The following is an 11,437-nucleotide window of genomic DNA, read 5'->3' as shown; positions in this document are numbered from 1 at the left end:
TTTCTCTGCGTCTGAAACCAATATAGGGATCGTCTTTCCGCCATGACGTGCGACCAGGCACGTGGAGAGCCGGATTAAATCGCAGCCCAAGCCCAGCAAAATCTCAAGCCCAGCAAGATCTCAAGCCGAGCAAGATCTCGGCTGCTCCTTCCCGGCATTTGGTATACATTATCCAAAGTATCGCTGGCGCCGGGGGGGCGGCCCTTTCCCGTCGGTCCGCCGATCGATCTGCCGGTCGGTCTCACCGGTGTCGGGACGCCCCCGTGGTACGGGCACTTCGCGCGCAGAATCTTCGCGTGCCGATCATCCAGGATCGAGCGAGCGGCCGATTTCCGTGGACGCACAGGCTTGCCGCAGCGTGCATCTGGACATCGGGTGCAACCTGAGCTTCTTGGCGCCGGCGCCGGCGCCGGCGACCGCGCCTCACTGGAGCGACCACCATGTCGAAACGACTGAGCTGTTGGACGATGGCCCTCTGTCTCGCGGCACCGGTTCCGGCCGTCGCGCAATCGGCACCGAACCTCGCCGCGTTGCGCGGCCTCGCGCCCGTCAGCGCCCTGGGGGGCGGCGCCGAGGGGCAAGCCGCCCTCGCGGCGAATCTCCGGGTCACGGGCGCCATTCAGGAGGGCGGAGTCCCGGCTCTGCGACTCCTGCCTCTGGCCGAGCAACGCCAGTTCGCCTTGCGGGATTCCTTCATCACCGACGGAAACGCGACGGAGCTGGCCGACGGCCTCGGCAGCACACTGGGCGCCCTGTATCAGGACACGGCCCGCTACACCGGCCCGGCCACGTTCACCAATGTGGCGCCGTCCGTCGCCGACCTCCTCGGCTACACCAACAGCGTCGCCAAGTCGGATTCGAACGCCGGCAAGTACTTCTTCGCCAATGCGACCACCAACGGCAAGGACTCCGTCTCGGCCGCCGCTTCGTCCATCCTGACCGAGATCGGCGGCACCACCGACGTGTTCGGCAAGGCCTATGGCCGCCCGGCCGGGACGCCGGGCTCCAACACGCATGGCAACGCCCGCCCCTTCCAGACCCTGCCGCAGCTCTTCGCCTATCGGGGCACCGACTATTTCGGCCGGGCCTCCCACAGCCTGGACTGGCTCAGGGGACCGGGCATGAACCTGATCGACAGCCCGTCATACCCGAGCGGCCACACCACCTACGGCTACACCGAATCCCTGGTCCTCGCGATCCTGGTGCCCGAGCGCTACCAGCAGATGATCACGCGCGCCGCCGAGTACGGCACCCACCGCATCGTCATCGGCGCGCATTATGCCATGGACGTGCTGGGCGGCCGCGCCACCGCCCTGCACGCGGTCGCACACCTGCTCGCCAACGATCCGGCCTATACCGGCCAGATCCGGCGGAACCCGGCGGTGATCAACGCGATGAGCACGGCCACCAAGGAGGGTGTCGCCGTCGCCGATTATCCGGCCGCCCTCCGGGCCGCCCGCGCCGACCTGACGGCGTTCCTCCGCGATCGGTGCGGCGGCACCGTCGCCGCCTGCGCGGCCGCCGATACCGGCCGCTTCCGCGATCCCGCCGCCAACGCGGCGTTCTACGAGGCGACCCAGACCTACGGCCTGCCGGTCGTGTATCCGCAACGCGCCAAGACGGTCGAGGATGTGGGTCGGCGCGCGCCGGAAGCCGGGTATCTCCTCACGGCGGCGTTCCCGTCGCTCAATCTCACGGAGGCCAACGCCATCCTGACCGACACGCAGGGGCCGGGCGGCGGCTTCCTCGACGACGGCTCGGAATTCGGCGTCTATGTGCGCCTCAACCTCTATGCCGCCGCCGGCAAGGCCGCGGCCCTGGCGGCGACCCGGCAGGGGCAGGCTCCCGCGTCGCCCTGAATCCGGGCATCGGACGGCGTACCGGCCGGGGGCGGGGCACCGCGCTCAAGCGAGTGCGATGCCGATGACTCCGCCCTCCATCAGGGAGAAGCGGATGCCGAAGCGGCGCAGGGTCGCCACCGCCTTGTACCGGGATTGCAGGGCGGTACCGTCGACGTTCTCCTCCATGCGCTTGACGGTCGAGAGCGAGAGGCCGGCGGCCTGGGCGAAGTCGGTCATCGACCAGTCCAGCAGGGCGCGGGCGGCGCGCAGATGGCGCCCGTCGATGGCCTGTTCGAGCCCCTCCAGAAGGAGTTCGGTGGCCGGAGAGGCCTTCGAGCCCATCGGCCGGGTGATGCCGGCCCATTCCCGAACATCCCCGCCGGGATCGCGGATCGGCACGATGAAGCTCTCGAATCGCACGTGATTGTGGCGAGCGACGCGGATCAGGGGCGTCACCCGGTGAGCCCGCCCGATCCGCAGCGCCTCGAAAGTCTCGGTCCGCGTGCGCTCGCGTTCCTCGGCCGCGATGGTCACGTAGGGATCGGCCGTGATTTCGTCCGGCGGAAGTCCGGTCAGGTCGGTAAATTCGTCCTGTACGGAAAACATGTGGGTTGGATCGCTGAAGAACGTCAGGATCTGCTGGTCGTCGTACCAGGCGCGGCGCCGGCGCTGCTCGGCCATGCGCGCCTCCCGCAGGATCTCCTGATGCGTCACGTCCAGCACGACCCCGGCCGCCCCGCGTGGGCGCCCGTCCGGGGTGAGATAGATCTCGATCCGGGACGACAGCACGCGGATCGCATTGTCCGGACGACGAATCCGGAAGGTCTGATGGCCGAGCGTCACGCCATGAAGCAGGTCGACGCCGGTCTCCACCGTATCCCGGTCCTGCGGATGGATCAGGCTGACCAGACGATCGTAGCTCGGCCGGGTGGTCTGCGGGTCGAGGCCGAGGACGCGGAACAGGCCCGGAGACCAGACGTGCTGGTTGTCGGCGAAGCGCCAGCCCCAGGTGCCGTTGACCCCCTGGCTCTCGATCAGATTCAGAAACTGAGCGGACGAGAAACTGAGATCGTCGACGTCCATGCCAAAAATAACCTTGGGCAACCATTACGTTGATCTCAATAACCGGTAGCGATACCGATAATATCAAACAAGTCTAGCGAGATACAACCTGTGATTATGCCAAAGCTTCACAGTAAATTCGAATTTTAGGCGGTTTTTCTGTACGCGAGTATACTGAAACAAACCTGTTTTTTCGTCGATCATGCGCCAAGAAATCATGCGCGCGGACGCCAATAAAACGTCGGTCAATGTCTGGGGAAATCGGCATCGCAGGCGCCAAGCCAGCCATTTTCGATCATTTTATATTTTATGCAGGTTCGACCCGCTGAGGGCGGTCGGCGTTTACCGGGCCGGATGCGTGCGATAGGGTCCGGCCCATCGACGCCCGGCCCGCTCCGCGCCCGCGCGGGTCCGGACGGAGAGGCAGCCGGCCGCAAGCCTGCGGTGCTGCATCCGCGATCTCGATCCCAGGGAGGCGGCCGTCCCCGGCCGTGGCAACCATGCGCCGCAACCGCCATGCCAAGATCGTCGCCACCGTCGGCCCCGCCTCGTCGTCGCCGGAGATGCTGCACCGGCTGTTCCTGGCCGGCGTCGACACCTTCCGGCTGAACTTCAGCCATGGGACGCAGGACGATCACGCCCGGGTCCACGCGGCGATCCGTGACCTGGAGCGGGCGGTCGCGCGGCCCATCGGCATCCTGCAGGACCTCCAGGGCCCGAAGATCCGCGTCGGCACCCTGGCGGGCGGGCGCCTCGACGTGGCGCCGGGAGAGACGATCCGTTTCGTCCGCGACGGCGCCGAGGGCGACCGGACCGCGATCCCCCTGCCGCATCCCGAGATCTTCGCCGCGGTGGCGCCGGGCCAGGACCTCCTCATCGATGACGGGCGCGTCCGGGTCCGCGTCACCGGCCTCACCGCCGACAGCATCGACGCCGAGGTTGTGATCGGCGGCACGATCTCGAACCGCAAGGGCGTCAACCTGCCCGGCACCCTGCTCGACCTTTCGCCCCTGACCGCCAAGGACCGGGCCGACCTCGCCTTCGGGCTCGACCTCGGGATGGACTGGGTCGCGCTCTCCTTCGTGCAGAAGCCCGCCGACCTGATCGAGGCGCGGGGCCTGATCGGCGACCGCGCCGGCGTGATGACCAAAGTCGAGAAGCCCCAGGCGCTGGAGCGGATCGACGACATCATCCGCCTGTCGGACGCCGTGATGGTGGCGCGCGGCGACCTTGGCGTGGAGATCCCGCACGAGGACGTGCCGGGGCGCCAGAAGGAACTGATCAGGGCCTGCCGCCTCGCGGTGAAGCCCGTCATCGTGGCGACGCAGATGCTCGACTCGATGGTGTCGGCTCCGACGCCGACCCGGGCCGAGGCCTCCGACGTCGCGACCGCGATCTACGACGGGGCCGACGCGGTGATGCTCTCGGCCGAATCCGCCACCGGGCAGTTTCCGGTGGAGACCGTGGCCATGATGGCCCGCATCATCCACCGCACCGAGACGCACAAGCTCTACCGCTCGCTGATCACCGCCTCCGATCCGGGCGAGGAGGAGACCCCGCCCCACGCGGTCGCCACCGCCACCGCGACCCTCGCCGACGCGGTCGGGGCGGCCGCCATCGTGGCCTACACCTTGAGCGGCACCACCGCCGCCCGCATCGCCCGCAAGCGGCCGGAAGTGCCGATCCTGGCCCTCACGCCGGATCTCGGCACCTCGCGCCGGCTCTGCCTGCTATGGGGCGCGCACAGCCTGCGCTCAAACGAGGTCGAGTCGTACGAGGACATGGTGGCGAACGCGCTGGCTCACGCGGTGGAGGAAGGTTTCGCCCGGCCGAACGCGCTGGTCGTCATCACGGCGGGCATCCCCTTCGCGGTGGCGGGGACGACCAACAACATCCGCGTCGCCCAAGTCGCATCCTCCTGAGAGGTCTCGTCCTTCTGAGAGGTCTCGTCCTTCTGAGAGGTACCGTCCTCTTGAGCGGTCCTGGTGCCCAGAAGGAAGCGGATCAGCCCAGGTTCGGCGATAATGATGGCAAGGTCGTCCGGCAGGGCGCAACCGTAGAGGGTATGGCTAGATCGTTTGTCCGAAAGCGTACGGGATCAATTCCGCGTGTACGGCGCGGATTAATTTTGTCGCAAGACTGTACGGCCCACCGCTTTTAGCCAGACCTTAAGCGCGGGCCGCTAGCGTTGCCTGTCGGCTTGCAGGACCGGCACCGCAACGCCCGTGGGGATCGAGATCGTGACACTGAGACGAACCGGGGCGCTTTCGTCCCTGATCTGGGCGGGCGCCGCGCTTGCGGCCGCCGGCGCCGGGCCCGCGGACGCGGCCCCCCAGGGCGCCGGGCCGCAGCCGATCGGCATGGTCACCAAGGTGGACCAGCAGGCGGTGGCCCAGCAGGGCGGCCAGGCGCGCGACATGGCTCCGCAGGGGCCGGTCTACTTCAAGGACGTGATCCGCACCGGAGCCCGCTCCCGCCTCGAAGCCAAGCTGGCGGACGACACCGTCCTCACCCTCGGCGAGCACGGCAAGATCACGGTGGACGACTTCGTCTACAAGCCCGGCTCCCAGGGCGGTCAACTCGCCCTCTCGGTGGCGCGGGGCGCCTTCCTGTTCGTGGGCGGCAAGATCGAGGGGCCGACCGGCGGCAACGTCGCGATCAAGACCGCCGTCGGCACCCTCGGGGTGCGGGGAACCACGGTCTGGGGCGGCGCCATCGACGGCGGCTACGGCGTGCTGGTCCTCGACGGCGAGGTGGTGCTCAAGACCCGCAAGGGCAGCGTCCTGATGCGCAAGGGCCAGGGCACCATGGTGTATGGCGGCCGGGCGCCCGAGGCGGCGGCGCCCTGGCCCGAAGACCGGACCAAGCGGGCCGTCGCCACCATCACGATCGACGAACAGGCACGGTTCCGGCCCTCGCTGAACCGCTGAGGCCATCCCCCGCCGGACCGTTGGGAATCCCTGCCGATTCCGCTACGGTCCGGCCGATCGGGGCGCGCGAGCCCCGGTCGCGGTCCCGGTCCGCTCGCCCCCTGGAGATCGCCGTGCTGCAGGCCCTCGACACGCCCGTCCCCCTGTCGACGCTCGCCGCACTGCTGATCGCGATGGCGGCCAAGCATTACCTGATCGACTTCGTCGGACAGACCGATTGGATGGCCCGCGGCAAGGAGCGGGTGGCCGGCTGGGCGCTGCCGCTGGCCGCCCATGCGGGGATGCACGGCCTCGGAACCCTGGCGATCGCCGTGCTCTATCGGCCGTCCCTGTGGTGGCTGGCGCTCCTGGATTTCGTCGTCCACGGCCTGATCGACCGGGGCAAGACCCTGGTGGCCCACCGCACCCGCTTCGCCATGACCGATCCGCGCTTCTGGTGGCTGATGGGCTTCGACCAGTTCCTGCACCAGGTCACCAACATCGCCCTGGTGGTGCTGCTCGTTCTCGGCTGACGGCTCTCGCTGCCAGGCCCCTCAGGCCGCCATGCGGACCGAGCGCTCCCCGGCACGGATGCGGCGGGCATGCAGCGCCAGGATCGGGTCTTTCGGGTTGTCCGCGTGCAGGCGCAGCAGCGTTTCGGCGCCGCCCTCGTCCCCCGTCACCAGGCGCCCGAAGGCCTCGCGATAGGCGGTGAGCGCGGCGTCGTTGCGCGACATCGGCTCGAACACCTCCACCCCTACGGACTTGCCCTTCAGCATCAGGATGCCGACCGGACGGAAGGCGGTGCCGGTAACCCCGTCGCAGGTGGTGCGGGCGATGCAGATCCGGGTGCCCAGCACCTTGTTGGCCGCTTCCAGCCGGGCCGCAACGTTGATGGCGTCGCCGTGCGCCGTGTAGTCGAAGCGCCGCGTGCCGCCGAAATTGCCGACCACGGCGCGGCCGGTGTTGACGCCGATGCGGGTGGCGCCGAACGGCACGCCCTCGGCGCGGCGATCCGCCCGGAAGGCTTCCGCGAAGGCGTCGAGGGCCAGCGCACAGGCGACCGCCCGCGCGGCATGGTCGGGTTGATCGAGGGGCGCGTTGAACATGACGTGGACCGCGTCGCCCACGATCTTGTCCACCGTGCCGCCATGCGCCATCGCGATCGAGCACATCCCGTCGAGATAGGCATTGAGCAGGTTGACCAAAGCCTCGGCGCCGGCCGCCTCGGTCATTGCCGTGAAGCCCTCCAGGTCGGTGAACAGGAACGTCATCTCCCGGCTTTCGCCGCCGAGCTTGAGCCGTCCGGGGTCGCTCGCCAGCACCGCCACCAGATCGGGCGAGAGGTAGTGGGTGAAGGCCGAGCGCAGGCGCATCGCGGCGCGCTCCGAGCCGGCATAGCGGGCGAGGCTTCCGCCCGCATGGCCGGCCAGCAGGCCGAGGGTGGGCAGGATCGGATCGATCAGCAGGCCCGCCCGTGCGAACAAAGCCACGGCGGCGAAGGCCGGAACCGGTGCCAGCAGGGCGGTTCCCAGCCCCGCGCCGCGCAGGCTGCCGAAGCCGCAGGCCAGCGCCGCCCCGAGGCCGAGCAGGGTGGCGGCCACGATCTCGGCACCCGGCGCCCAGGCCGGGCGGCTCAGGGCCTGGCCCGACAGCACCTGATCCAGCGCCATGGCGTGCAGGTTCACGCCCGGCTCGAACGGGGTCATCGGCGTCGGCCGCAGGTCGGACAGGCCGACCGCACTGGTGCCCACGAACACCGCCCGACCCTGGATCTCGGACTTCAAGGCGGCGCGCCCATCGGGATCGAGCAGGCGCCAGGCCGGGATCGTCGGCGTCGTCCGCGCCTCGGGGAAGTGCAGGGCCAGGGCGCCGGTGGCATCGACCGCCAGATCAACCTCGCCGACCCGGAGGGTATAGCCGGTCAGGGTCGCGCCGTCGCGCTCGGCCCGCACCTTGATCGTGGCTTCGTCCTGCATCACCCGCAGGGCTTCAAGCGCCAGGGCCGGCACGAGGCGGTCGCCGATCACCGCCAGCAGCGGCAGGCGCCGGATGATCTCGTCGCTGCCCGCCGCGATGCTGAAGCTGCCATGCCCGGCCGCGGCCGCATCGAGGTCCGGAAGATTGGGGATCAGCCCGGTGAAGCGCGGCACCGTCAGCCTCGGGTCGCCGCCGATGACGGCGAAGCCGGGACCGCGAAGCGCAGCGGCCTCCTCCGCCTCTCCGGACCCGCGCAACGTCAGCAGGGTCGCGCCCCCCGCCTCCGGCTCCCGGGTCAGCGCGAAGCCGGCGACGACGCGGCCGCGTGCGAACACCGCCGCCAGGGCGGCATCGTGGTCGGGCAGGGCGGCTTCGGGATCGGCGGCGCGGAAGCCGAAGCGCCGGGTCCAGTCGGGCACCAGCCGTGCCGGCGAGGTCCGGTCCGCTTCGGCAAAGACCATGTCGAGGGCGATCGCCCCGGCCTCCAGGTCCTGCAGGGCGGCGACGAGTTCCGCCACCTGGTAACGGGGCCAGGGCCATTGGCCATGCCGCTTCAGGCTCTCCTCGTCGATATCCACGACCCGGATCGCGGCGCCCGCACTGGTCCGGGGGCTCAGCCGCTGGACGCTGTCGAAGGCGGCCTGGCGCGGGCGCTCGAACGCCGCCGGCGCGGCCAGCCGTAGGGCGACGAGCGCCAGCACGAGGGCGAGGCCCGCGACCACCGGAATCAGGCGTCGTGACAGGAGCATCGGAAGGCGGTCTCGGCGCAAGACGGTGTTCGGGGGCGCCGGGCGCAGCGGCATCGCGGAACCAGTATCGCGCGGCGGTCCTGAGATCCCGTTAAGGATAGGGCGAGGGTGCGCCCGGAAAGGCGTCGCCGTTCGCCTGCTCTTAACCTCGACTCGGCAGCGTGGCGCTCGGGCCGGAACTGCGCCCGAACTGGATCTCATCCGTGCCGAGTTCGCTCTCCTCGTCCCTGGATCAGTACGTCCTGCCCGCAGGCGCGCGCCTGTTCTCGGCCGGCGACGTCGGCGATGCCGCCTATCTGATCGTCAGCGGCCGCCTGGAGGTCGTCCTGGAACGCCCGGACGGCGACCTCGTCCTATCCCATCGCGGCCCCGGCGAGATCGTCGGCGAGATGGCGATTCTCGACCACCAGCCGCGCTCGGCCACGGTGCGGGCCCTGGAGGACAGCCGGCTCGTCGTCATCACCGAGGAACAGCTCGCCCATCGCATCGCCCAGACCGACCCGATCCTGCGCATGTGCCTCGGCGTCGTGCTGGCGCGCTACCGCGAGACCGTGGGCATGCTCGAGCAGATGCGAGGGGCGGGGCCACCGACGCTGCAGAGCGGCGAGCCGGTGGCAGCCGAGACCTTCGCGGCGGCCCTCGGCACCCTGTCGCTGGAGAGCGAGATCCGCGCCGGCCTGCGCAACGGCGAGTTCGAACTGTTCTTCCAACCGATCGTCCGCCTGCCCTCGCGCCGGCTCGCCGGCTTCGAGGCGCTGATGCGCTGGCACCATCCGACCCGGGGACTGGTTCCGCCCGTCGAGTTCATTCCGGCGGCCGAGGCGTCCGGACTGATCGGCGACCTGACGGCACACGCCTTCGCGGAGGTCGGGCGTGTCTTCCCCGACCTGATGGACGCCGCACTCCGCAACCCGCAGGCGCTCGACGGGCCGCTGTTCATGACCGTCAACGTCTCGGGCCGGGACCTCGCCGGCGCCTCGTTCCCGGAGATGATCGCTCAGTTTCTCGAAAGTTCGCGGATCGCCCCCGGCAACCTCAAGATCGAGGTGACCGAGAGCATGCTGATGGACAACCCCGAACGCGCCGCCGCCACCCTCGCCGAGTGCCGCCGGGCCGGCGTCGGCATCGCGATCGACGATTTCGGCACCGGCTACTCGTCCCTGAGCTATCTGAGCACCCTGCCGGTCACGACCCTGAAGATCGACCGCGCCTTCGTGCGCACGCTCCTGGCCGACCAGACCAGCCGGGGCATCGTCCAGACCATCCTGCGGCTGGCCGACGACCTCGCGGTCTCGGTGGTGGCGGAGGGGATCGAGCAGGCGGCCGAGGCCGACCTCCTCGGCCAGATGGGCTGTGCCTTCGGCCAGGGCTACCATTTCGGCCGGCCCACCGCCCTGGCGGGCGCCCTGACCGCCATCGCAACCTGGCCCGCACCGGCCGCCACTCCCTCCGGGCTGCGGCTGACCGCCTGACCGGAGGGGGCGCCCCCAGGGCGGGAGAGGACTACTGGCGGGCGATCCGAGCCGGGCCCGTCAACGGAATGGACGGGGCCGCCGCGTTGGTGCTCTCCTTGTAGATCGGCACGATGACCCGGAGCCATCCGCGCGTCTCGCGCCCACCGTAATTGCGCTCCGCCACGTCCCGCGTGACGTAGGCCTGCAGGTTCACCGGCCCGAAATTGTATCCGACGAGCCCGCCCACCGCGATCTGCCCCTGGCGGCGATAGCCGGGAAACCGGGTCGGCAGATCGGTCGACGCGAAGGCCACCGGCCCGATCTCCCATTTGCCGAACTTCTTCGTCGCGGTGAGATCGAGGTTGAGATAGTCGGGATACACGGATTTCTGCGGCGAGATCGGGTCGATGAAGATGCCGTAGAGCAGGTTGGCCGTTAGGTTCAGCCCGTCGCCGGTGTAGCTCGCGGCGAAGCGGTGGGTGAAGGACGCGTTCTGCGTCAGGAAGCGGGTGTCGATCGGCAGGTATCCGCCGAACAGGTAGCTCACCCCGACATGGTTGCCGAGGTCCCAGGCGAGCTGGCCGGCGAGCAGCGGCTGGCCGATGCCGCTCTGATAGGGCGTGCCGCGTGGGCTCGCGGCGACGACGGGCTGGATCGCGATGAGGTTGAGGCGGGCGCCGAACAGGCTCCAGGGCGTCGCCCAGACGAAGGCCGGCAGGTTGACGTTGGATTCCGAATCCAACGGTCGGGTGTTGCGGACGCCGAAGCTCGAGGTGTTGACGAAGTAGAGCCCGACCGGGAGCTGCGCCCCGGCCGGCAGGCCGACGGTCTGGCCCGGCTGGGCGGCGGAGCCCGCCATCGCGGGCGCGTCACCGAGGATCAGCAGGGCGATGCCGCCCGGCAGGCGGCCCATCAGCGACAGGAACGCTGCGGCCGCCCGGACTTTCGGAACAGCGCCGGCCTTCGATGTCTGGGGAGCTCTGAGATGTTCGCGGGTCTCGGGTGCGGGATTAACCTTGGATGGGCTGCGATTCACGCCTGTCTCCCGTTGCTGGCCGCAACGCGGGACGACACCCGGGGATGGTGCCGTGGCGGCCAGGCGTACGCTGTTCAGACGAACGGCCGTCCGGATTTCATCCGTCGAAACGGCCGCGCTTGCCCTGGCGTTGGGCCAGGGTCGGTTTTCCGACACAAGTGAGCTCTCCGGCAGAACGACCGGGCATCGCCGCGCCCCGGCGCCGGCGATACTCTGGATAATGTATACCAGATGCCGGGAAGGAGCAGCCGAGATCTTGCTTGGCTTGAGATCTTGCTTGGCTCGAGATCTTGCTGGGCTCGAGATCTTGCTGGGCTTGGGCTGCGATTTAATCCGGCTCTCCACGTGCCTGGTCGCACGTCATGGCGGAAAGACGATCCCTATATTGGTTTCAGACGCAGAGAAA

General features: G+C 69.4%; 8 protein-coding genes. 5 read left to right on the top strand and 3 right to left on the bottom strand.

Translation table 11 applies throughout. The annotated features are described in order from the left end of the window. The first annotated feature begins 440 nt into the window (after nt 1-440). Nucleotides 441-1,859, top strand: a complete 1,419-nt coding sequence (locus ASF57_RS11410; protein ID WP_056483346.1) for a phosphatase PAP2 family protein — start codon at nt 441-443, stop codon at nt 1,857-1,859. A 45-nt stretch (nt 1,860-1,904) separates the two neighbouring features. Here the strand turns inward: ASF57_RS11410 and ASF57_RS11405 are convergent, their stop codons facing one another. Then, complete coding sequence (locus tag ASF57_RS11405) at nt 1,905-2,924, bottom strand: PAS domain-containing protein (RefSeq protein ID WP_056180134.1); 1,020 nt, start codon at nt 2,922-2,924, stop codon at nt 1,905-1,907. A 479-nt stretch (nt 2,925-3,403) separates the two neighbouring features. Here ASF57_RS11405 and pyk point away from each other — a divergent pair, with 479 nt between their 5' ends. The 3 genes from pyk to ASF57_RS11390 all read left to right on the top strand — a co-directional run bounded on the left by pyk (nt 3,404) and on the right by ASF57_RS11390 (nt 6,345). Further along, nucleotides 3,404-4,825 (top strand): pyruvate kinase, encoded by a 1,422-nt coding sequence (gene pyk, locus ASF57_RS11400; RefSeq protein WP_056483344.1) that lies wholly within the window; start codon nt 3,404-3,406, stop codon nt 4,823-4,825. Between the two features lie 318 nt (nt 4,826-5,143). Then, a complete protein-coding gene (locus ASF57_RS11395; protein WP_156376102.1) occupies nt 5,144-5,833 on the top strand; it encodes a FecR family protein in 690 nt (229 codons plus the stop codon). A gap of 113 nt (nt 5,834-5,946) precedes the next feature. Beyond that, nucleotides 5,947-6,345: a DUF3307 domain-containing protein gene (locus ASF57_RS11390; RefSeq protein ID WP_244476909.1), complete on the top strand. Its 399-nt coding sequence runs from the start codon at nt 5,947-5,949 to the stop codon at nt 6,343-6,345. A 21-nt stretch (nt 6,346-6,366) separates the two neighbouring features. Here the strand turns inward: ASF57_RS11390 and ASF57_RS11385 are convergent, their stop codons facing one another. Beyond that, nucleotides 6,367-8,541 carry an adenylate/guanylate cyclase domain-containing protein gene (locus tag ASF57_RS11385; RefSeq protein WP_162241562.1) on the bottom strand — a complete coding sequence of 725 codons (2,175 nt, stop codon included), beginning with the start codon at nt 8,539-8,541 and terminating at the stop codon, nt 6,367-6,369. A 203-nt stretch (nt 8,542-8,744) separates the two neighbouring features. On the opposite strand from ASF57_RS11385, the gene ASF57_RS11380 reads away from it, so the two are divergent. Next, nucleotides 8,745-10,013, top strand: coding sequence for an EAL domain-containing protein (locus tag ASF57_RS11380; protein ID WP_162241561.1), 1,269 nt, complete (start codon nt 8,745-8,747; stop codon nt 10,011-10,013). A 31-nt stretch (nt 10,014-10,044) separates the two neighbouring features. Here ASF57_RS11380 and ASF57_RS11375 read toward each other — a convergent pair whose 3' ends face one another. After that, the gene (locus tag ASF57_RS11375) at nt 10,045-10,908 is read right to left on the bottom strand and encodes a transporter (RefSeq protein WP_056483335.1); all 864 of its coding nucleotides are present in this window, start codon (nt 10,906-10,908) and stop codon (nt 10,045-10,047) included. Nucleotides 10,909-11,437 lie beyond the last annotated feature (529 nt).

Origin of the sequence: Methylobacterium sp. Leaf117 (genome assembly GCF_001422985.1) — a bacterium.
Taxonomy (GTDB): Bacteria; Pseudomonadota; Alphaproteobacteria; order Rhizobiales; family Beijerinckiaceae; genus Methylobacterium.
Note: the sequence above shows the minus strand (reverse complement) of the source record. Positions and strands in the feature narration are given on the sequence as shown.

Bases quoted from the DNA above. Each gene is read 5' to 3' on its own strand.
- ASF57_RS11385 (WP_162241562.1), bottom strand. From the start codon at position 8,541: ATGCTCCTGTCACGACGCCTGATTCCGGTGGTCGCGGGCCTCGCCCTC.
- ASF57_RS11375 (WP_056483335.1), bottom strand. From the start codon at position 10,908: ATGGGCCGCCTGCCGGGCGGCATCGCCCTGCTGATCCTCGGTGACGCG.
- ASF57_RS11405 (WP_056180134.1), bottom strand. From the start codon at position 2,924: ATGGACGTCGACGATCTCAGTTTCTCGTCCGCTCAGTTTCTGAATCTG.
- ASF57_RS11410 (WP_056483346.1), top strand. From the start codon at position 441: ATGTCGAAACGACTGAGCTGTTGGACGATGGCCCTCTGTCTCGCGGCA.
- pyk (WP_056483344.1), top strand. From the start codon at position 3,404: ATGCGCCGCAACCGCCATGCCAAGATCGTCGCCACCGTCGGCCCCGCC.